This window comes from Microbacterium sp. RD1 (assembly GCF_052220165.1).
Classification (GTDB): Bacteria; Actinomycetota; Actinomycetes; order Actinomycetales; family Microbacteriaceae; genus Microbacterium.
In genome coordinates this window covers 114363-134283 of sequence record NZ_JBQPOL010000004.1, presented here as the reverse complement: position 1 = coordinate 134283, position 19921 = coordinate 114363, and the positions used below count along the sequence as shown (strand labels likewise).

The following is a 19921-nucleotide window of genomic DNA, read 5'->3' as shown; positions in this document are numbered from 1 at the left end:
CCCTACTCGGCGTGCGCCGGGAGGTCGATCGGAACGATGGGGCAGTCCTTCCAGAGCCGCTCAAGGCCGTAGAAGGTGCGTTCCTGCTCGTGGAAGACGTGCACGACCAGGTCGCCGAAGTCCAGAAGGATCCAGCGCGACTCCTGACGGCCCTCACGGCGGAGGCGCTTGTGACCGGCCTCGAGCAGCTTCTCCTCCACTTCGTCCGCGATCGCGGCGACGTTGCGCTCGTTGCGGCCGGTGACGAGGAGGAAGATGTCTACGAGCGGAAGCGGTTCGGAGACGTCGAGCGCGACGAGGTCTTCGCCGCCCTTCGCGTCGGCCGCGCGAGCGGCGATCGCGAGCTGCTCGCGACATGATTCCGACGCGGTCATGCGAAGACGCCCGTCGTCACGGCGAGGATGAGAACGCCCACGAGGGCCAGCGCCAGCACGCCGGCCGTGATGACCAGGGCGAGCATGAGCTTGTTGCCCTTCTCGGGAGCGGGAGGACGGATGATCTCCTCGCCGGCGTGACGAGCGGTGCTGATGGCGGCGCTGGCAGCGATAGGGGTGGGAGAAGACGACGCAGGGAGCTCACCGTCGATGAGGGTGGCATCGACGTCCTTGCCGTCGGTGGTGCCATGGGCGTGGCCGACCGACCCCAGCCCCTCGGGAAGGTCGAAGGACCCGGTGATGAGCACCTCGCCCGTGGCGGTGATCGGAGCGAGCGGCGTCGCGGTCGGCGTCTGCGACAGGATGAGGGCATTCGGGGTGGCGACGGAGCCCGTCGCCGACGAACCGCGGGCGATGAGCTGATCGAACGAGGGGGGAAGCGACACCGGCGGGGCGTCACCGACGAGCAGGTCGGAGCCGAGTTCCGGATTCACGACCGCCGGGGGGTGCGACTCCTCCTCGGCGTCGGCCGAAGGGGTCAGCACCTCGGATTCAGCGTCGCGCGCGCCGGCGGTGGGTGCCCCGGGCGACGCGTCCGCCGCCTTCTCGCGATCGTCGGACAGCGGCTCCACGTCGACCGCGGGTTCCTCGGCTGCCGGCGTCACGACGGGAGCCCCGGCCGGGATGGCATCGGGCTGGATGACAGGCACGGATGCGGTGCGGATGCGCTCCTGCGCGCGCGCCTGACGGCGCGTGAGCGGCGAGACGCCGAGGTCGACGGAGGCGTCGGCCAGCGGCGCCGGACCGACCGACACGGGCTCGGCCGGGCGCGGCAGCGGCGTCGGGGCCGGCGTCGGCTCCGGGGCCGGAGGCGCGACCGCCTCGGTGTCCTCGGCGGGCAGGATGACCGGCGTCGCGCCGGTGGCGCGGATCTCGCGCAGGCGGCGTCGGGTCAGCGGAGAGGATTCGGGCTGATCTGGTGTGCTCATGCCTTGCTCCGATAGAGGTGGTGCTTCTCGATGTACTGGACGACCCCGTCCGGGACGAGGTACCACACGGGATTCCCCTGGCGGACGCGGTCTCGGCAGTCGGTCGACGAGATCGCCAGGGCGGGGATCTCGAGCAGACTCACGTCGTCGGTGGGCAGGCCCTCGGAGGTGAGGACATGTCCCGGTCGTGACACCGCGACGAAGTGGGCGAGGTCCCACAACTCATCATGGTCCCTCCAACTGAGAATCTGCGCCACGGCATCCGCACCGGTGATGAAGAAGAGCTCCGCATCCGGTCGCTGGCGCTTCAGATCGCGCAGCGTGTCGATCGTGTACGTGATGCCGCCGCGATCGATGTCCACCCGGCTGACCGTGAACTGCGGGTTCGAGGCTGTCGCGATGACCGTCATGAGGTAGCGGTGCTCGCTGGAGGAGACCCGTTCCTTGTGCCAGGGCTGACCGGTGGGGACGAACACGACCTCGTCGAGGTCGAAGCTCTGCGCGACCTCGCTGGCGGCCACCAGGTGCCCATGGTGGACGGGATCGAAAGTCCCGCCCATGACCCCGATCCGCGGAGCTCGCTCCCCCGACATCCAGTGGGCCTAGTGGCCGTGCCCCTCGTGCGTGGGCGCAGGGTGCGTGCGGGCGTACGCCTCGGCCTTGTGGGCGTGACGGTTGGCCACGTTGCGGTACGACAGGGTCACGAGGCCGAGTCCGGCGAAGACGACGAGTGCCACAATCCCGTACCAGACGGTTTCGAGCGCGACGTTGCCGTGGTGCTCCGCTTCCTCAGCAGCAAGAGCGATCAGCGTGGCGGCGGTGGTCATCGGGTCTCCGTTTCGGGTCTGCGCGACGGACGCGCACTGCCATTTTAGGCGGTCAGGCCCGCACCTGCCCGTCGCCGCGCGCCAGCCATTTGGAGCTGGTGAGTTCGGCGAGGCCCATCGGGCCGCGGGCGTGCAGTTTCTGAGTAGAGATGCCCACCTCGGCTCCGAAGCCGAACTCACCGCCGTCGGTGAAGCGGGTGGAGGCGTTCACCATGACGACAGCGGAATCGACCTCCGCCAGGAAGCGCTCCGCGTTCGCCGCGTCATCCGTCACGATCGACTCGGTGTGGTGCGTGGAATACCGCCGGATGTGGTCGAGGGCATCATCGAGGTCGTCGATGATGCGCACGGCGATGTCCAGGCTGAGATACTCCGTCGCCCAGTCTTCCTCGGTGGCTGGAACGGCCCGCGGATGGAGACGGACGACGGCGTCGTCACCGTGCACTGTCACGCCGGCCTCGTCGAGCGCGCGCAGGACGCCGGGAAGCACCCGGTCTGCGGCGCCGCGGTGCACGAGCACCGTCTCGACCGCGTTGCAGACGCTCGGGCGCTGCGTCTTGGCGTTGACGACGATGTCGCGCGCCCAGTCTTCGCGCGCGGTCTCGTCGAGCACGATGTGCACGATCCCGGCGCCGGTCTCGATGACCGGGACGAGCGACTCCGTGACCACGGTCTCGATGAGCTGGGCACTTCCGCGGGGGACGAGGACGTCGACGATGCCGCGCGCCTGCATCAGTTCCCGCGCGCCCTCGCGCCCGTAGTCGTCGACGGTCTGCACGGCCTCCGGGTCGACGCCGACGGCGGACAGCGCGGCACGCATACTGGCCACCAGCGCCGCGTTCGAGCGCTCGGCGGCGGTGCCACCGCGGAGGACGACGGCGTTCCCGGAGCGCAGCGCGAGCGCCGCGATGTCGACGGTGACGTTCGGCCTGGCCTCGTAGATCGATCCGACGACCCCGAACGGAACGGCGACCTTCTGCAGACGGAGGCCGTTCGGGAGCGTCCGCTCATCGAGGACGCGTCCGACCGGGTCGGGCAGTACGGCCACTTCCCGCACCGCGGCGGCGAGAGCGGCGACGCGCGGCGCGTCAAGACGGAGCCGGTCCAGGAGCGCGTCGCCGATACCGCTTTCCCGACCGCGGGTGAGATCCTCGGCGTTGGCGGCGATGATCGCCGCGGCGTCCGCGTCGAGACCGTCAGCGATGGCACGGAGCGCACGCTCTTTCGCCGCGGAGTCGAGAAGCCCCACCGAGCGGGCGGCGTCCCGGGCGCGCAGCATCCGCTCGCGCGCTGAGGTGGCCACGAGAGTCATCCCGCCAGTCTATCGAGGGGTGGTCGGTATCGTTCCGACCGGCCCGGTCGATGCCGGTCGGCCCGCAGTGACGTCGGGCTCGAACCAGGTGCCGATGTCCTCACCACGAAGCGCCTCGCCCACGAGGTCGGCGCTGGTGACGAGAACGCCCACTCCGGATGCGGCGGCCAAGCGTGCCGCGGAGACCTTGGTGGCCGCTCCCCCGGTGCCCACGCTGTTGACCACGACGCTGCCGAACTGGAAGCCGGAGAGGTCTCCCGCGAACGGCACGTCGTGAATGGGTAGCGAGCCGGGCTCGGTGGGGGGCGCGGTGTACAGACTCTCGATATCGCTCAGGAGGATGAGGGCGTCGGCGCCGACCAGCTGCGCCACGAGCGCGGCCAGCCGGTCGTTGTCGCCGAAGCGGATCTCGTGGGTCGCGACGGTGTCGTTCTCATTCACGATCGGCAGGATACGAAGACCCAGCAGTCGCTCCATGGCGCGGCGCGCGTTCGAACGGGGCGTGGCATGCTCGAGGTCGCCCGCCGTCAGCAGCACCTGGCCCGCCAGCAAACCGAAGCGGTCGAGGGACGTCTGGTAGCGCCACATGAGCACGTTCTGCCCGACGGCAGCCGCCGCCTGCTGCGTCGCGAGGTCACTCGGGCGTCCGGCAAGGTCGAGGAACGGCAGAGCCGTGGCGATGGCACCGGAGGAGACCAGCACGATCTCGGTCCCTCGGGCGTGCGCGGCGGCGAGGGCTTCCACGATCGTGTCGATGCGGTGCGCGTTGTCACCGCTGATCGACGAGGATCCGACCTTCACGACGACGCGGTCCGCGCCGGGGATGCCGGCGCGGCTCACGGCGCTCACGCGTCGCCCTCGCTCCGCTCGGGGGTCCGGTCGGCGAGGCGCTCGGCTTCGAGCTCTGCGCGGGCGTCCGCCTTCGCATCCATCCGCTCGTAGTACTGCTCGCGGCGCTGATTCGTGGTGCGGCGACCCGATCCGTCGAGGCGGGGATCGGTGCCTCGCGGCGCGACCATCAGCTCGGCGGCCGAGCTCAGCGACGGCTGCCAGTCGAAGATGATGCCGTCACCCTCGCCGATGACGACCGTCGCGCCCGGTGTGGCGCCGACGCGGAAGAGCTCGTCCTCCACTCCCAGGCGCTCGAGCCGGTCGGCGAGGTAGCCCACCGCCTCATCGTTCTGGAAATCGGTCTGCTGCACCCACCGCACCGGCTTGTCGCCGAGGATCCGGTAGACCGGACCGTACGTGCCACCGTCGACGCGGACGCTGAAGTCCCGCTCCGCACCGCGCGGACGGATCACGATCCGCTCGGGCGCGGGGGCGGCTGCCGCCTCCGCGCGAGCGCGCTCCACGATGTCGGCGAGAGCGAAGTCGAGCTCGCGGAGTCCCGCGCGGCTGACGGTGGAGATCTCGAACACGCGAAAGCCGCGCGCTTCCAGCTCCGGTCGCACCAGCTCCGCCAGATCCTTCGCCTCGGGCACGTCGACCTTGTTGAGCGCGACCAGCTGCGGGCGTTCCAGGAGCGGCACCTGTCCCTCGGGAACGGGGTATGCGGCGAGCTCCGCGAGGATCACGTCGAGGTCGGTCAGCGGATCGCGACCGGGGTCCAGCGTCGCGCAATCGAGGACATGGACCAGGGCCGTGCAGCGTTCCACATGGCGGAGGAACTCCAGACCGAGGCCTCGTCCTTCACTGGCTCCTTCGATGAGCCCGGGGACGTCGGCGATCGTGAACCGCACATCGCCGGCCTGCACCACACCGAGATTCGGATGCAGGGTCGTGAAGGGGTAGTCGGCGATCTTCGGCCGGGCGGCGGAGACGGCCGCGATGAGGCTCGACTTGCCCGCAGACGGGAACCCGACGAGCGCGACATCGGCGACGGTCTTCAGCTCGAGGAGGACGTCGCCCTCCCAGCCCGGTGTGCCCAGCAGGGCGAAGCCGGGGGCCTTGCGCTTGGGTGACGCGAGAGCGGCGTTGCCGAGCCCTCCCTGGCCGCCGGGGGCGGCGACGAAACGCATCCCGGGCTCGATGAGGTCGACGAGCGTGTCCCCCTGCGGGTCCTTCACCACCGTGCCTACCGGTACCGGCAGCTCCAGTGACTCTCCGGCGGCACCGGAGCGGTGATCGCCCATGCCGAAGCCGCCGTTGCCCGCGGAGCGGTGCGGGGAGTGGTGGTACGACAGCAGCGTCGTCACCTGCGGATCGGCGACGAGGACGACGTCGCCCCCGTGACCGCCGTTTCCCCCGTCGGGACCGGCGAGCGGCTTGAACTTCTCGCGGCGCACGGACACGCAGCCGTTGCCTCCCTTACCGGCGCGCAGGTGCAGCGTCACGCGGTCGACGAATGTGACCATTCGCGGTCCTTCCTGCGAGTCGGGGCGGCGGATGCCGCGGGAAAACGAACGAGGGGGCAGGCGTTCGCCCACCCCCTCGGAAAGCCGTGCTTCGCCGGGATTACTCCGCGGCGGCGACGATGTTGACGACCTTGCGGCCGCCCTTCGTGCCGAACTGCACCGCGCCGGCAGAGAGCGCGAACAGGGTGTCGTCCCCGCCGCGACCGACGTTGGCGCCCGGGTGGAAGTGCGTGCCGCGCTGGCGGACGATGATCTCGCCGGCGCCGACGACCTGGCCGCCGAAACGCTTCACGCCCAGTCGCTGGGCGTTGGAGTCGCGACCGTTGCGGGTGGAGCTTGCGCCCTTTTTGTGTGCCATGTCTACGTCTCCCTGGCTTACTTGATGCCGGTGATCTTGACGCGCGTGAGGTCCTGGCGGTGCCCCTGACGCTTCTTGTAGCCGGTCTTGTTCTTGAACTTCTGGATCACGATCTTCGGGCCGCGCTCCTCGCCGAGCACCTCGGCGGTCACGGTCACCTTCGCCAGCTTGTCGGCATCGGTCGTGACGGTGTCGCCGTCGACGTGCAGGACGGCGGGAAGCTGGATCGTGTCGCCGATCGAGGCCGCCTGGCGGTCCAGGACGACGATCGTGCCGACCTCGACCTTTTCCTGCCGGCCCCCGGCGCGCACAACTGCGTAAACCACTTCACACCTGTTTCATTCTGGAGCGGACGGCTCCGTTGTCTGATGACGGAAAGTCTCGGTGCGAGTTCCCGACGCGCAGTCCTTCGGAGGTCACGGTCGGGTGCCGCTGGTCTTCCGACGCGGCGCACCAAGGATCGAGTTTACCCGATGCCGGAGGGATGGGCAAAGCGGCTCGGCCCCGCGTGTCTCGGGGCCGCATAAGATCGCGGACGTGGCCATTCTCATTGACGACGCGGTGTGGCCGGCGCATGGGCGCCACTGGGCTCATCTGGTCAGCGACAGTGACCTGGGAGAGCTCCACGCCTTCGCCGCAGCGAATGGGATCCCCCGCCGCGGATTCGACCTCGACCACTACGACGTCCCGGATGAGGCGCACGCGCGACTCGTCGCCGCCGGAGCGCACCACGTCACCGGCCACGAGCTCGTGCGACGACTCATCGCCTCGGGCCTGCGCGTGCGCGCGCGCGACCGGCGCTGAGCTCAGGAGCCCTCGGCCGGCGACGGCTGCACGGGGGTTCCGCTGAGCGCCGCCGTGGTGACGCGTCGACGTGAACGTCCCTGACCCGGGGCTTTCGGCTCTGGCAGGGCGTTGAGGACCGAATCCAGCAGGAGGTCCTTCTCGGTGCGCGGTGCCTTCGCCTCGGCGCGCTTCTTGCGAGGCTTGCGCGCCGGCTCGACCGCTGCCTCGACGGCTTCCACCGCCTCGGCGACCGCTTCCTCGACCAATGCCTCCTCCTCGGCCGATCCGGCGGTGGAGTGAATCGTGGACGCCGCGATCTGAGCGAGTGCGGACTTCACACCCTCGGTGATGACGTGCGTGCCGGAGGTCGGGTTCGCGCCACCGTTGCCGTTGCCGTTGCCCCCGCGTCCGCGACGGGGCTGTGAGGCTCCGGCGCCGGAGGAACGGTGCTTCACGACCGGGTCGTGGTGCACGATCACGCCGCGCCCCGCGCACACCTCGCACGGCTCGCTGAAGGTCTCCAGCAGCCCGAGGCCGAGCTTCTTGCGCGTCATCTGCACGAGTCCGAGCGAGGTGACCTCCGCGACCTGGTGCTTCGTGCGGTCGCGGCTGAGGCACTCCACCAAGCGGCGCAGGACCAGGTCACGGTTGGACTCCAGCACCATGTCGATGAAGTCCACGACGATGATGCCGCCGATGTCGCGCAGGCGCAGCTGGCGGACGATCTCCTCGGCCGCCTCGAGGTTGTTCTTGGTGACCGTCTCCTCGAGGTTGCCGCCCGAGCCGACGAACTTGCCGGTGTTGACGTCGACCACCGTCATCGCCTCGGTGCGGTCGATGACCAGCGAACCCCCGGAGGGCAGCCAGACCTTCCGGTCGAGTGCCTTCTCGATCTGCTCCGTGATGCGGAAGTCGTCGAACGGATCGCCGTCGCCTTCGTAGCTCTCCACGCGCTCGAGCAGGTCGGGTGCGACGCCGGCGAGGTACGCGGAGATGGTCTGCTGGGCGTCCTCGCCCTGGATCAGCATCCGCGTGAAGTCCTCGTTGAAGACGTCGCGCACGATCTTGACGAGGAGATCCGGTTCGGAGTGCAGGAGGGCGGGAGCCTGGATGGACTCCACCTGCGCGGAGATGTGCTCCCACTGCGAGGTGAGGCGCTGCACGTCGCGCGTGAGCTGGTCCTCGGTGGCCCCCTCGGCGGCGGTGCGCACGATGACGCCCGAGGACTCGGGGAGCACCTCCTTGAGGATCTTCTTCAGGCGGGCCCGCTCGGTGTCGGGGAGCTTGCGGGAGATGCCGTTCATGGCACCTCCGGGGACGTACACGAGGTAGCGACCCGGAAGGGAGATCTGGCTGGTGAGGCGTGCGCCCTTGTGACCCACGGGGTCCTTGGTGACCTGGACGAGCACGCGGTCACCCGACTTCAAGGCGAGCTCGATGCGACGCGGCTGATTGCCCGTCTCCACGGCGTCCCAGTCGACCTCGCCGGAGTACAGCACGGCGTTGCGGCCACGCCCGATGTCCACGAACGCCGCCTCCATGCTGGGCAGGACGTTCTGGACCCGACCGAGGTAGACGTTGCCGATGAGGGACGCGTCCTGATTGCGTGCGACGTAGTGCTCGACGAGCACGTTGTCTTCGAGGACGGCGATCTGCACGCGGTTGTTCTTGGACCGCACGACCATGACGCGGTCGACAGCCTCACGGCGCGCGAGGAATTCGGCCTCGGTCACAACGGGCCGGCGACGGCCCGCCTCGCGTCCGTCCCGCCGGCGCTGCTTCTTCGCTTCGAGCCGCGTCGAGCCCTTGATGCGCTGCGGCTCGGTGATGTACTCGACGGCGCGCTGGCGCGGGGGCGGGGCGTCCTGCTCGCCGGCGTCGTCCGATGACGCGCCGCGGCGGCGGTTGCGGCGCCGCGACGACGGAACGCTCGGCTCCTCCTCGACCGGCCGCGGCGGGAGGGGCACGACCTCGGGAGCGTAGAAGTGCAGCTCTGTGGTCACGGACGAGACGAACACCTCCGGCAGGAGCCCGAGGGACACGGCAGTGACGGGCCCCGCCGGTTCTCCAGGCGCGGTGTCGGCCGTCTGGTCCGGCTCCGGCGCCTGCTCGGGCTCCGGCACCTGCTCGGGCTCCGGCTCCGGCGCCGGCGCGGCGTTCGCCGGCTCCTCGACGAAGCGACCGTCCTCGCCGGCGGAGGGACGAGCCTCCACGACAGGGTCGGCGGCGGCACCGTCCGACGTCTCTGCCGACGGTGACGGCGCACCCTCGTCGCCTTCCGTCAGCGAGACGGCCTCGACGACGGCTTCCGCCTCCTGGACGGCGACAGTGGTGTCGACGGCGGTCGATTCGTCCCGGTTGTCCGGCTGGTCAACTGTTGCATCGGCCATCTCTGGCGTACTCCTCGTGGGCGACACCGCGCGTCACCCGAAACTCATGCGGCGCCGCACCCGGCGATGCCACGTACTCTCTCGGCCTGCAGCCGGCCCGAAGCTCGAGCTGCATAGGGCGTCCATCGCCCGAAGTCTGTCGTGATGCCGATGCGGCGCGGCCGCAATGCATCGACGTCTAGTATCGCACTTCCTTCCCGAGTCCGCAGGTTCGCCGCGCGATCGCTTCCCGACGACGGGGCGGATGCGGCCCACGCATAGGCCGCGATGCCATAATCCGGGGCGTGAGCACTCCTCTCGGCGCCCCGTCCCGTCCCACCGCGCTGGCTGTGTGGCTGATCCTCGCCGGAGTGGTGGGCGAATGGGCGGCGTTCTCGCTGACCTCGGAGCGGCTGTACCTGCTGGCGCACCCCGGAGAATCCGCGTCGTGCGACTTCAGCGTCCTGATCCAGTGCGGGAAGAACCTCGATTCCTGGCAGGGCAGCCTGTTGGGATTCCCCAATCCGATCCTGGGACTCATCGGATGGATGGCGCCCATCGTCGTGGGGATGGCGATCCTCGCCGGCGCCCGCTTCGCTCGGTGGTTCTGGTGGCTGTTCGCCCTGGGGATGACGGGTGCCTTCGCCTTCGTGCTCTGGCTCATCTCGCAGAGCATCTACGAGCTCGCCACGCTGTGCCCGTGGTGCATGGTGACGTGGGTCGTGACGATCCCGTCGTTCTACGCCGTGCTGCTCCACGTGCTGCGCACCGGCATCGTCCCCTCGCCCCGTCCGGTACGGCGAGCCGCCGGAGCGCTCATGGGATGGCTGCCCGTGCTCGCGGTCGTCAGCTACGCCATCATCGCCGTCCTCGCGCAGCTGCGGCTCGACGTGATCGGGTCGCTCTGACCGTGCGCCGCGCGCGGGCGTACCTCTGCGTCGCGGTCGTCGCCCTGACCGCTCCGCTCGTCGGTTGCGGGCCCCTGCCTCCGGGCCGGACGTGCGTTCCCGAGCTGTCGGTCACTCCGGAGGACCCCCGCCCGGGTCGCATCGTCACGGTCGAGACGACGCATGCCTGCCCGGTCGATCTCCCGGAGGGAGCGCGCTGGGAGGTACGTATCCAGCCCGCCGACGAGCGCATCCCGCTCGCCCGTGCGTTCGTGCGCCCGCATGCGGACGGATCGTTCGCGGTGAGCATCACGGTGCCGCCGACGATCGCACCAGGCCCCGCGATCGCCCACATCTCGAACTACGGGGAGTACGCGAAGTGCGCCGAGGGCGCGAGCTGCGCCGCCGCATCCGTCACCTTCGACGTCCGCCACTGAGCAACCCCCCGACCGGCACCACAGCAGATTCGGAGAGGGCCGCCGGGCTCGGATGCTGACGCCCAGCTCGTCCGAATCGGCGTGCATCCTCCGAATCCACGTCCGGTGGAGGAGGCGGACTGCCGCTCAGGCGAACCAGATGTCGAGCTCGCGCGTGGCGGATTCGGGGCTGTCGCTGCCGTGCACGAGATTCTGCTGCACCTTGAGACCCCAATCCCGGCCGAAATCTCCTCGGATCGTCCCCGGCGCCGCGGTGGTGGGATCGGTCGTTCCCGCGACCGAGCGGAAGCCCTCGATCACCCGGTTTCCGGCGAGCCGGATCGCGACGGACGGCCCCGACATCATGAACTCCAACAACGGCTCGTAGAAGGGCTTTCCCTCATGCTCGGCGTAGTGGCGCTCCAGCCGCTCGCGGTCCGGCTCGACGAGCCGGATGTCGACGAGGGCGTAGCCCTTCGCCTCGATGCGGGCGAGGATGGCGCCGGTCAGGCCGCGGGCCACTCCGTCCGGCTTCACCAGGACGAGGGTCTCTTCGGTCGGCATGGTCAATCTCCGTTCGAGGGTTCTGACGGGGCGGGCGCCTGCGCATTGCGGCGGTCGAGGGCGGCCCCCTTGATCGTCGCATACGCGTACATGCCGCCGAAAATGAGAGCGACCAGCAACAGCGTGCCGACGACGAATCCGCCGAGCGCGAGGAGGAGCTGCAGCACCCACCCGAGCACGATCGCCCAGCGATGCCGCAGCATCCCGGCGATGAGGATCATCAGGATCGCGAGCACGACGCCGCCGACGATGCCCCACCACGACTCGATCCCGTCGGGAAGCGCGTTGAGCCCGTACACGACGAGGCCGCCGAGGAAGACGACGATCGACTCGAATCCGAGCACGACAGACCCGAGCGACTCGGCCGCGCCGCGGCGACGGCGTTCACGGGCGGTCATTGCTCCCACCCGTCCTTCCACCCCTCGACGTCGGCCACACGCAACGCCTCGCCCGCCAGCACCACCGACCCGGCGATCACGACAGCGCGCCGGTCCGAGACGGAGGCCCACTCGCGGGCCGCGTCGGCGGCATCTTCGATGCCCGGATGCACCGTCACGGGAAGGTCCGCGGCTTCGGCCAGATCGGCGAGTGTGTCGGGGTCGGATGCGCGTTCGGAGTCGGGTGCGGTGGCGAAGACGTGCGCGGCGATCGGAGCAAGGGTCGCGACGATCCCGCCGGCGTCCTTGTCGGAGAGGACGCCCAGGACGACGCCCCACTCGTCGATGTCGAACGATTCCTTCAACGCGGCGACGAGCGCAGCGGCGCCGTGCGGGTTGTGGGCGGCGTCGACGAGCACCGTGGGGTGGGCCCCGACCAGTTGCAGCCGTCCCGGGGACGTCGCCTGCCCGAGCCCGTCGGCGACGACGTCGGGCGCCAGCGGCTGAGAGGCGCCGGCGATGAGCGACTCGACCGCCGCGAGAGCGAGGGTCGCGTTCGCCCCCTGGTGTGCGCCGTACAGCGGCAGGTACTCCTCGCGGTATTCCCCGGCGAGCCCGCGCACCGAGATGAGCTGGCCGCCGACGGCCAGGCGCTGCTCCGTGAGAGCGAACTCGTCGCCCTCGAAGGCGATGCTCGCACCGCGGGCGGCTGCCGCCTCGCGGAGGACCGTCGCCACCGTCTGCTCCTGCTGTGCCGAGACGACGGCGGCGCCGTCCTTGATGATGCCCGACTTCACGCGGGCGATCTCGGTGAGCGTGCCTCCGAGGCGGTCGGTGTGGTCCAGGGCGACAGGGGTGAAGACTGCCACGTCCCCGTCCGCGGTGTTCGTCGAGTCCCATGAGCCCCCCATGCCCACTTCGAGCACGAGCACGTCCACGGGAGCGTCGGCGGCCACGACGAAGGCGAGGACGGTGAGCATCTCGAAGAACGTCAGCGGCGCGTCACCCGCTGCCGCCAGCTCGGCGTCGACCAGGTCGACGAACGGCGTGATCTCGTCCCACGCGTCGGCGACGGCAGCATCGGGCACCGGCTCGCCGTCGATCAGGATGCGCTCGGTGAAGCGCTCGAGGTGCGGGCTCGTGAACAGCGCCGTGCGCAATCCCAGAGCGCGCACCAGGCTCTCGATGATGCGGCTCGTGGAGGTCTTGCCGTTGGTCCCCGTGACGTGGATGACGCGGTAGGTGCGCTGCGGGTCGTCGAGCAGCTCCAGCACGCGCCGGGTGCGCTCGACGCGCGGCTGCACCCACTGCTCACCCTGACGCTGCAACAGCGCGGCGTACACCGCGTCCGCTCGTGTGCGATCGCTCACGCGGCCGCTCCCTCCGTCGTGAGTCTCGACACCGAGACCGTGAAGGCCCCGGCGTTCGCCAGCGCGCCTGCCGCGAACTCCGCGGTGTGATCGGCCACCTCTTGAGCGGTGGCGCGCAGGGTCTCACGGGCGAGCAGCGTGGAACCTGACCCGTCGACGACGCTCACCTCGCGCGCGAGAGTCTCCCCGGCCACCTCGGCGACATCGAACGCGGCGACGACGGCCGCGGCGTCCGCGGCGTCGGTGAAGGTCAGCACCAGCCGGATGCGGTCGCTCACATCGAAGCCGGCGGCCTTGCGGGTGTCCTGCACCGCGCGGATGACGTCGCGGGCGAGGCCCTCGGCCTCCAGCGCCTCGTTCGTGTTGGTGTCCAGCACCACGAAGCCGTCGCCGCCCAGCGTGGCGAGCGCCTCACCCTCCGGACGCCCTGTCGTCTCGACGACGAGGTCGTACTCGCCGTCGACCAGCGGGATCCCGCCGGCGACGATGGTGCCGTCGACCTCGGCCCACTCCCCCGAGCGGGCCGCGCCGATCGCCTGCTGCACCTGCTTGCCGAGGCGGGGTCCTGCCGCGCGCGCATTGACGGTCAGACGGTGCGTGATGCCGTACTGCGCGGCAGTCCCTTCGGCGAGCTCGACGAACTCGACCCGTTTGACGTTCAGCTCATCGCTCAGGATGTCCTCGAACCTCTCCAGCCCCGAGGCCTGGGGGACGACGACGGTCAGGCGCGGCAGCGGGAGCCGCACGCGCTTCCCTTCGCGCTTGCGCAGCCCGTTCGCGACACTGGAGACCTCTCGGACGGCGTCCATCGCCACCCGGATGTCCGCGGCGGAGTCGAAGGCCGTCGCATCCGGCCAGTCGGTCAGGTGGACGCTGCGACCACCCGTGAGCCCCTGCCAGACGCGCTCGGCCACCAGCGGGATGAGGGGTGCCGCCACTCGCGTGACGGTCTCGAGCACCGTGTACAGCGTGTCGAACGCCTGAGTCGTGGTGTGGTCGTCCTCGCGCACACCGACCCAGAACCGGTCGCGTGAGCGGCGGATGTACCAGTTGGTCAGCACCTCGGCGAAGTCGCGGAGGCGCTCGGCCGCGGTGGTGGAGTCGAGGCCTTCGAGGTCGCCGGCGACCTCGCGCACGAGCTCGCCGGTGAGGGCGAGGATGTAGCGGTCGAGCACGTCGGTCGAGTCGGTGCGCCACCGCGCTTCGTACCCGGTCGAGGTGGCGGCGTTGGCATACGTGGCGAAGAAGTACCACGCGTTCCACAGCGGGAGGAGGAACTCCCGCACGCCGCTTCTGATGCCCTCCTCGGTCACCACGAGATTGCCGCCGCGAAGGACCGAGCTCGACATGAGGAACCACCGCATCGCGTCGGAGCCGTCGCGGTCGAACACCTCTCGCACGTCCGGATAGTTGCGGAGGGACTTCGACATCTTCTGTCCGTCGCTTCCCAGCACGATGCCGTGGCACGAGACGCCGGTGTAGGCGGGGCGGTCGAACAGCGCGGTGGACAGCACGTGCATGACGTAGAACCAGCCACGCGTCTGCCCGATGTACTCCACGATGAAATCGGCGGGGGCATGCTCGTCGAACCACTGCGCGTTCTCGAACGGGTAGTGCACCTGGGCGAACGGCATCGACCCCGAGTCGAACCACACATCCAGCACGTCCTCGATGCGGCGCATCGTGCTCCGACCGGTCGGGTCGTCGGGGTTGGGCCGCGTCAGGTCGTCGATGTACGGGCGATGAAGGTCCACCTCGCCGTGGGCGTTCACGGGGAGTCGGCCGAAGTCGGCCTCGAGCTCGGCGAGCGAGCCATAGACGTCGACGCGGGGGTAGGCGGGGTCGTCGCTCTTCCAGACCGGGATCGGCGAGCCCCAGTAGCGATTGCGGCTGATGGACCAGTCGCGGGCGCCCTCGAGCCACTTGCCGAACTGACCCTCCTTGACGTTCTCGGGGACCCAGGTGATCTCGGCGTTGTTCTCCAGGAGCCGGTCCTTGATCTCGGTGACCCGCACGAACCAGCTCGACACCGCCTTGTAGATGAGAGGGTTCCGGCAGCGCCAGCAGTGAGGATAGGAGTGCTCGTAGCTCGCCTCCCGCACGAGCCGACCGCGGGAGCGCAGGAGCCGGATGAGCGGCGTGTTCGCGTCCATCCACAGAAGTCCGGCGACGTCGGAAACGGCGGGGAGGAAGCGCCCTCCGTCGTCGAGCGAGAGGATCGTGGGCAGACCTGCCGCGTCTGCGAGGCGCTTGTCGTCCTCACCGTAGGCGGGTGCCTGGTGGACGATGCCCGTGCCGTCGGTCGTGGTGACGTAGTCGTCCACGAGGATGTGCCACGCGTCCCGCGTCCCCCATTCGTCGGCGTCGGCGTAGTAGTCGAAGAGCCGGTCGTAGGCGACCCCGGCGAGGTCGGCGCCCAGGACGCTCTGATCGACGGCGGCGGCGGCCTCCTCCGGCGAGTCGTATCCGAGGTCCTTCGCATAGCCGGCGAGCAGGTCTTCGGCGAGGAGGTACCGATGTGCGCTCGTCTCGACCGCGTCATCCGCGTCGCTTCCCGGAGTCGCCCGCACATCGGCGGCGCCGTGAGGGCCACCGGGAAGCACGACGTACCGGATGCCGGGGCCGACGGCCAGAGCCAGGTTGGTGGGAAGCGTCCACGGCGTCGTCGTCCACGCGAGGGCTCGCACGCCGGTCAGCCCGAGCACCTCGGCCTTCGCGCCCACGAGCGGGAACGTCACGGTGACCGACGGATCCTGACGCATCTTGTAGACGTCGTCGTCCATGCGCAGCTCGTGACTGGACAGCGGGGTCTCGTCGCGCCAGCAGTAGGGAAGGACGCGGTACCCCTCGTACGCGAGGCCCTTGTCGTGCAGGGACTTGAACGCCCACAGCACGGACTCCATGTAGGTCGTGTGGAGTGTCTTGTATCCGCGTTCGAAGTCGACCCAGCGGGCTTGGCGCGTGACGTACTCCTGCCACTCCTCGGTGTACTCGAGAACCGACGAGCGGGCCTTGGCGTTGAAGGTCGCGACGCCCATGCGTTCGATCTCGTTCTTCTCGGTGATCCCGAGCTGCTTCATCGCCTCGAGCTCCGCGGGGAGGCCGTGGGTGTCCCACCCGAACACCCGGTCGACCTTCTTACCGCGCATCGTCTGGAACCGCGGGAAGACGTCCTTCGCGTAGCCCGTGAGGAGGTGCCCGTAGTGCGGCAGGCCGTTCGCGAAGGGCGGACCGTCGTAGAAGACCCATTCCTCCGATCCCTCCCGCTGCGCGATCGACGCGCGGAAGGTGTCGTCGTCCTTCCAGAACGCGAGGGTGTCCGCCTCGATGGCGGGGAACCGCGGGCTCGGGACGACGGCGTCGCCGCGATCACCGGTGGGTTCGGCGGGTCCGAACGAAGACTTCGGGTAGGTCATGTCACTCCAGCAGGTCGGATGGGCCTGCGAGGACGACTCGTGCGAGCCGCGGTACCACCCCGCGTGGCGAACCGCTGGGGTTCGCCCTCTCTCACTGCGGCTGTGACGGGCCTGCCCCGCTCGGTTCTACTGAGGACGCGTGATCCCGTTCTTCCGAGAGCTCCCCGGTGATGGCCGGATCGATGCTCGTGCCGTTCAGTCTACCGGCACCGTGCGAGCTCGCGGCCAGCAGTTCCCGTGTGAACGGATGGCGGGGGTCGGTGAAGACCTCCGCCGTCGGCCCCGATTCGACCACCGCCCCGTCCTTCATGACGACGACCTCGTCGGCGACCGAGGCGACGACGCCGAGGTCGTGCGAGACGAAGATCATGCTTAGCCCTCGCTCTCGCTGCAACCGCGACAGAACTGCCAGCACGTGCTCGCGCACGGTGGGGTCCAGGGCCGACACCGGTTCGTCGAGCACGAGCAGATCGGGACCGACCGCGAGAGCGCGGGCGATCGCGGCGCGCTGGCGTTGTCCGCCCGACAGCTGCGCGGGCCGCCGCCGCGCCAGGTCCGGGGCCAGCTCCACCTCCGCCAGGAGATCGGCGACGCCGGCGGAGCGCTGTGCGCGGGGGCGACCGCCGGCCTCCAGCGCCTCGCGGAGGGACCGCCCGATGGTCCAGCGGGGATCCAGTGCACCGAGGGGGTTCTGATGCACCAGCTGCACGCGCCGCCGGAGTGCGGCATCGGCGCCGCTTCCCCATGCGAGACCGCCGATGCGGATCTCGCCGCTGTCGGGCCGGGTGACCCCGACGATCATGCGCGCGAGGGTGGTCTTCCCCGACCCCGATTCCCCCACGACGGCCAGCGTGCGGCCGGATGCCAGCTCGAGGCTGACCTGACGGACGGCGGGCCGGTCGAAGCGCTTCGAGACGGCGTCGACGGTGAGGAGAGCGGCCCCCGCAGGGGCGCCTTGCGACCGCGGCGCGTGCGCGGCCGAGGCCAGCAGTCGCTGGGTGTACGGATGCTGCGGCGCGGTCAGGACAGCGTCCGCGGCCCCAGCCTCCACGAACACACCGTCGCGCATCACGGCGATGCGGTCGGCGACACGGCGGACCGCCGCCAGATCGTGAGTGATGAGGACGACGGCCACGCCGCGTCCGGCGATGGTCCGGAGCAGGTCGAGCACGCGAGCCTGCACCGTCGCGTCGAGCGCGGTCGTCGGCTCGTCCGCGACGAGGACGGCCGGGCCCGCGGCGAGGGCGGACGCGATGAGCGCGCGCTGACGCTGCCCCCCGGAGAGTTCGTGAGGGTACTGACGGGCGCGACGCTCCGGGTCGGGCAGGGCGACATCGGCGAGCAGCTCCAGGGCTCGGGAACGGCGGTGTCGCCGCGGCATCCGCCGTTCGTGAAGCCGCAGCGGCTCCTCCACCTCGGCACCGACCCTGCGGAGCGGGTCGAGCGACACGAGGGCGTCCTGGGAGACGAGGCCGATGCGCGCGCCGCGCAGCCGTCGCCAGCCTCGCTCGCCGAGACGTCGGGCGTCGACCCCGTCGACCTCCAGCACGTCCGCCCCGACTGTCGCCCCCGCCGGTGACAGACCGAGCAGCGCCCGCGCCGTCAGCGACTTGCCGGCTCCGGACTCGCCGACGATCGCCAGGCACTCGCCCGGGGCGACGTCGAGATCCACCCCGTCGACGAGCGGCGACCCGGCGATCGTCACGCGCAGGCCGCGCACGGAGAGGCCGCTCATGAGGCGCCTCGGTCTGCGCGGGCCCGTGCCATCCGCCCGAGGATCGTCGCGGCCACGACCGTGACGGTGATCGCGATCCCCGGGAAGACGGCGATCCACCATGCCTGTCCCAGGACGTTGCGTCCACCGGCGAGCATGAGCCCCCACTCCGGCGTCGGCTCGGTCGGACCCAGTCCGAGGAAGCTGAGTCCCGCCGCGGCCAGGATGCTGGAGCCGATCCCGATCGTGGCGAGCACGCTGAGGGCGCCGAGCACTCCGGGGACGACGTGGCGGACGAACGCGGGCGTGGCGGGGACCCCGAGGATCCGCGCGGCTTCGACGTGTTCCGCCGTGCGGAGGGTGCGGGTCTGCGCCCGCGCCAACCGGACGTACACGGGGATGGCGGCGAGCGTCACAGCCACGGCCACATTCACCGGGCCGGGGCCCAGGATGGCGACCACCACGAGGGCGATGAGGAATTCCGGAAAGGCGAGCAGCACATCGGTCGCGCGCATCGCGGCGAGGTCGAGCACACGGGGGGCGATTCCCGACAGCGACCCGAGGACGAGTCCGACGACGAGGGCCAGGCCCGTGGCGAGCAGCCCGATGCCCACCGAGCGCGACGCGCCATGGACGACCCGGGAGTACACGTCGCGACCGCTCTGATCCGTTCCGAACAGGTGCTCCGCGCTCGGGGGGAGGAGCGCCTGCGCGACGTCCGTCTGCAGGGGATCCTGCGTGGCGAAGACGCCGGGAAGGACCGCCATGAGACCGATGATCAGCAGCACCAGGATGGCGCCGCCCGCCAGTATCCGCCGCCCGACCATCAGGCCACGCTCCGCGTGCGTGCGGCCGTCGTCCGCGCATCGCGCAGCCGCGGGTCGAGCACCGGATACAGCAGCTCGACGATGAGGTTCACGACCACGAAGACCAGGGCGCTGAAGAGGATGATGCCGGTGATCACCGGCAGGTCGCGGTCGGTGATCGCGGCGAGGGTGACCCGCCCGAGCCCCGGCCGGGCGAAGACAGTCTCCACGAGCACCGCTCCCCCGAGCAACGAGCCGACGAAGTACGCCGCGAGTGTCACCGCCCCCGTCGCCCCGTGCCGGAGCGTGTGGTGGATGGTGAGCCACGTCGCATCCGCGCCGCGGGCTCGCACGGTCGTGGCGAAGGGCTGGCGCTCCGCCGCTTCGATGCCGTCACGCAGCACCTGCCCGAGAAGCGCGGCGACGGGGAGGGCGAGCGTGACCGCGGGGAGCACGATCGTGGCGGGATTGCGTGATCCCGATACCGGGAACCAGCCGAGTCCGAACGCGAAGACGCTCAGCAGCACCAGACCGATCCAGAACACCGGCGAGGAGAGGATGATCAGCTCCGCCCCGGCGACCGCGCCACGCGACCGCGGGCCGCGGGCGAGCACCGCGACAGCGAGCGCGACGACCACCGCGATCACGAGTGCCGCGGCCGTCAACTGCAGCGTCGCGCCGAGCTGACGGCCGATCACCTCTCCCACCGGCATCCGCAGTTGGTACGACTGACCGAGATCCCCCCGCGTCAGCGCGGCGAGATAGCCGATGTACTGCTCCAACGGAGGCCTGTCCACGCCCAGTTCGGCGCGGATCGCGTCCTTCACCGCATCGCTGACCTGCGCCTGCGGGCCGAGCATCACGTCCACGGGATCGCCGGGGATCACCCGGAAGGCGAGGAACGCGAGCGTCGCCGCACCCCACAGGACGACCGCCACTGACAGGGCCATGCCGGCCAGGCGCAGAACGATCGTGCGCGCCCGGCTCGCCCTCGTCATG

At 70.3% G+C, this 19921-nt stretch carries 20 protein-coding genes; 3 read left to right on the top strand and 17 right to left on the bottom strand.

What is annotated here, in order from left to right; translation table 11 throughout:
- Positions 1-2 precede the first annotated feature (2 nt).
- The 9 genes from rsfS to rplU form a co-directional block, all read right to left on the bottom strand.
- A complete protein-coding gene (gene rsfS / locus ACTU3I_RS17355) occupies positions 3-374 on the bottom strand; it encodes a ribosome silencing factor (protein ID WP_442926977.1) in 372 nt (123 codons plus the stop codon).
- Positions 371-1363 (bottom strand): hypothetical protein, encoded by a 993-nt coding sequence (locus ACTU3I_RS17350; protein ID WP_442926976.1) that lies wholly within the window; start codon positions 1361-1363, stop codon positions 371-373. Before ACTU3I_RS17350 ends, rsfS begins: the two co-directional genes overlap by 4 nt.
- Entirely contained in the window at positions 1360-1956 is a 597-nt protein-coding gene (gene nadD, locus ACTU3I_RS17345; RefSeq protein WP_442926975.1) for a nicotinate-nucleotide adenylyltransferase, read from the bottom strand. Before nadD ends, ACTU3I_RS17350 begins: the two co-directional genes overlap by 4 nt.
- A gap of 9 nt (positions 1957-1965) precedes the next feature.
- Positions 1966-2190, bottom strand: coding sequence for a hypothetical protein (locus tag ACTU3I_RS17340; protein ID WP_442926974.1), 225 nt, complete (start codon positions 2188-2190; stop codon positions 1966-1968).
- Positions 2191-2242: 52 nt separating this feature from the next.
- Positions 2243-3502: a glutamate-5-semialdehyde dehydrogenase gene (locus ACTU3I_RS17335; RefSeq protein ID WP_442926973.1), complete on the bottom strand. Its 1260-nt coding sequence runs from the start codon at positions 3500-3502 to the stop codon at positions 2243-2245.
- A gap of 9 nt (positions 3503-3511) precedes the next feature.
- Positions 3512-4351 (bottom strand): glutamate 5-kinase, encoded by an 840-nt coding sequence (proB, locus tag ACTU3I_RS17330; RefSeq protein WP_442926972.1) that lies wholly within the window; start codon positions 4349-4351, stop codon positions 3512-3514.
- Complete coding sequence (gene obgE, locus ACTU3I_RS17325; protein ID WP_442926971.1) at positions 4348-5859, bottom strand: GTPase ObgE; 1512 nt, start codon at positions 5857-5859, stop codon at positions 4348-4350. Before obgE ends, proB begins: the two co-directional genes overlap by 4 nt.
- Before the next feature lie 100 nt (positions 5860-5959).
- Positions 5960-6217, bottom strand: a complete 258-nt coding sequence (gene rpmA / locus ACTU3I_RS17320; RefSeq protein ID WP_442926970.1) for a 50S ribosomal protein L27 — start codon at positions 6215-6217, stop codon at positions 5960-5962.
- Between the two features lie 17 nt (positions 6218-6234).
- Positions 6235-6543, bottom strand: a complete 309-nt coding sequence (gene rplU / locus ACTU3I_RS17315) for a 50S ribosomal protein L21 (RefSeq protein WP_442926969.1) — start codon at positions 6541-6543, stop codon at positions 6235-6237.
- Between the two features lie 211 nt (positions 6544-6754).
- Here rplU and ACTU3I_RS17310 point away from each other — a divergent pair, with 211 nt between their 5' ends.
- A complete protein-coding gene (locus tag ACTU3I_RS17310) occupies positions 6755-7021 on the top strand; it encodes a DUF4031 domain-containing protein (protein WP_442926968.1) in 267 nt (88 codons plus the stop codon).
- A 2-nt stretch (positions 7022-7023) separates the two neighbouring features.
- Here the strand turns inward: ACTU3I_RS17310 and ACTU3I_RS17305 are convergent, their stop codons facing one another.
- Positions 7024-9393 carry an Rne/Rng family ribonuclease gene (locus tag ACTU3I_RS17305; RefSeq protein ID WP_442926967.1) on the bottom strand — a complete coding sequence of 790 codons (2370 nt, stop codon included), beginning with the start codon at positions 9391-9393 and terminating at the stop codon, positions 7024-7026.
- Positions 9394-9677: 284 nt separating this feature from the next.
- Here ACTU3I_RS17305 and ACTU3I_RS17300 point away from each other — a divergent pair, with 284 nt between their 5' ends.
- Together ACTU3I_RS17300 and ACTU3I_RS17295 are read left to right on the top strand one after the other, a co-directional pair.
- Positions 9678-10280, top strand: a complete 603-nt coding sequence (locus ACTU3I_RS17300) for a vitamin K epoxide reductase family protein (RefSeq protein WP_442926966.1) — start codon at positions 9678-9680, stop codon at positions 10278-10280.
- A gap of 2 nt (positions 10281-10282) precedes the next feature.
- Positions 10283-10696: a hypothetical protein gene (locus ACTU3I_RS17295; protein ID WP_442926965.1), complete on the top strand. Its 414-nt coding sequence runs from the start codon at positions 10283-10285 to the stop codon at positions 10694-10696.
- A 126-nt stretch (positions 10697-10822) separates the two neighbouring features.
- On the opposite strand, the gene ndk is transcribed toward ACTU3I_RS17295, so the two are convergent.
- The 7 genes from ndk to ACTU3I_RS17260 all read right to left on the bottom strand — a co-directional run bounded on the left by ndk (position 10823) and on the right by ACTU3I_RS17260 (position 19920).
- Positions 10823-11239: a nucleoside-diphosphate kinase gene (ndk, locus tag ACTU3I_RS17290; RefSeq protein ID WP_442926964.1), complete on the bottom strand. Its 417-nt coding sequence runs from the start codon at positions 11237-11239 to the stop codon at positions 10823-10825.
- Positions 11240-11241: 2 nt separating this feature from the next.
- Entirely contained in the window at positions 11242-11637 is a 396-nt protein-coding gene (locus ACTU3I_RS17285) for a DUF4233 domain-containing protein (RefSeq protein ID WP_442926963.1), read from the bottom strand.
- Positions 11634-12986, bottom strand: a complete 1353-nt coding sequence (locus ACTU3I_RS17280) for a bifunctional folylpolyglutamate synthase/dihydrofolate synthase (protein WP_442926962.1) — start codon at positions 12984-12986, stop codon at positions 11634-11636. The genes ACTU3I_RS17285 and ACTU3I_RS17280 overlap by 4 nt, the downstream gene beginning before the upstream one ends.
- Positions 12983-16402, bottom strand: coding sequence for an isoleucine--tRNA ligase (gene ileS, locus ACTU3I_RS17275; protein WP_442926961.1), 3420 nt, complete (start codon positions 16400-16402; stop codon positions 12983-12985). The genes ACTU3I_RS17280 and ileS overlap by 4 nt, the downstream gene beginning before the upstream one ends.
- A gap of 91 nt (positions 16403-16493) precedes the next feature.
- Positions 16494-18137 (bottom strand): dipeptide ABC transporter ATP-binding protein, encoded by a 1644-nt coding sequence (locus tag ACTU3I_RS17270; protein ID WP_442926960.1) that lies wholly within the window; start codon positions 18135-18137, stop codon positions 16494-16496.
- Complete coding sequence (locus ACTU3I_RS17265) at positions 18134-18943, bottom strand: ABC transporter permease (RefSeq protein WP_442926959.1); 810 nt, start codon at positions 18941-18943, stop codon at positions 18134-18136. The genes ACTU3I_RS17270 and ACTU3I_RS17265 overlap by 4 nt, the downstream gene beginning before the upstream one ends.
- Positions 18943-19920 (bottom strand): ABC transporter permease, encoded by a 978-nt coding sequence (locus ACTU3I_RS17260; protein ID WP_442926958.1) that lies wholly within the window; start codon positions 19918-19920, stop codon positions 18943-18945. Before ACTU3I_RS17260 ends, ACTU3I_RS17265 begins: the two co-directional genes overlap by 1 nt.
- Position 19921 lies beyond the last annotated feature (1 nt).

What these genes read in the sequence shown, in the direction of transcription:
- ACTU3I_RS17340 (WP_442926974.1), bottom strand. Translation starts at nt 2,190, where the DNA reads ATGACCACCGCCGCCACGCTGATCGCTCTTGCTGCTGAGGAAGCGGAG.
- rpmA (WP_442926970.1), bottom strand. Translation starts at nt 6,217, where the DNA reads ATGGCACACAAAAAGGGCGCAAGCTCCACCCGCAACGGTCGCGACTCC.
- ACTU3I_RS17265 (WP_442926959.1), bottom strand. Translation starts at nt 18,943, where the DNA reads ATGGTCGGGCGGCGGATACTGGCGGGCGGCGCCATCCTGGTGCTGCTG.
- rsfS (WP_442926977.1), bottom strand. Translation starts at nt 374, where the DNA reads ATGACCGCGTCGGAATCATGTCGCGAGCAGCTCGCGATCGCCGCTCGC.
- ACTU3I_RS17270 (WP_442926960.1), bottom strand. Translation starts at nt 18,137, where the DNA reads ATGAGCGGCCTCTCCGTGCGCGGCCTGCGCGTGACGATCGCCGGGTCG.
- ACTU3I_RS17260 (WP_442926958.1), bottom strand. Translation starts at nt 19,920, where the DNA reads ATGACGAGGGCGAGCCGGGCGCGCACGATCGTTCTGCGCCTGGCCGGC.
- ndk (WP_442926964.1), bottom strand. Translation starts at nt 11,239, where the DNA reads ATGCCGACCGAAGAGACCCTCGTCCTGGTGAAGCCGGACGGAGTGGCC.
- ACTU3I_RS17350 (WP_442926976.1), bottom strand. Translation starts at nt 1,363, where the DNA reads ATGAGCACACCAGATCAGCCCGAATCCTCTCCGCTGACCCGACGCCGC.
- obgE (WP_442926971.1), bottom strand. Translation starts at nt 5,859, where the DNA reads ATGGTCACATTCGTCGACCGCGTGACGCTGCACCTGCGCGCCGGTAAG.
- ACTU3I_RS17285 (WP_442926963.1), bottom strand. Translation starts at nt 11,637, where the DNA reads ATGACCGCCCGTGAACGCCGTCGCCGCGGCGCGGCCGAGTCGCTCGGG.
- nadD (WP_442926975.1), bottom strand. Translation starts at nt 1,956, where the DNA reads ATGTCGGGGGAGCGAGCTCCGCGGATCGGGGTCATGGGCGGGACTTTC.
- ileS (WP_442926961.1), bottom strand. Translation starts at nt 16,402, where the DNA reads ATGACCTACCCGAAGTCTTCGTTCGGACCCGCCGAACCCACCGGTGAT.
- ACTU3I_RS17305 (WP_442926967.1), bottom strand. Translation starts at nt 9,393, where the DNA reads ATGGCCGATGCAACAGTTGACCAGCCGGACAACCGGGACGAATCGACC.
- ACTU3I_RS17335 (WP_442926973.1), bottom strand. Translation starts at nt 3,502, where the DNA reads ATGACTCTCGTGGCCACCTCAGCGCGCGAGCGGATGCTGCGCGCCCGG.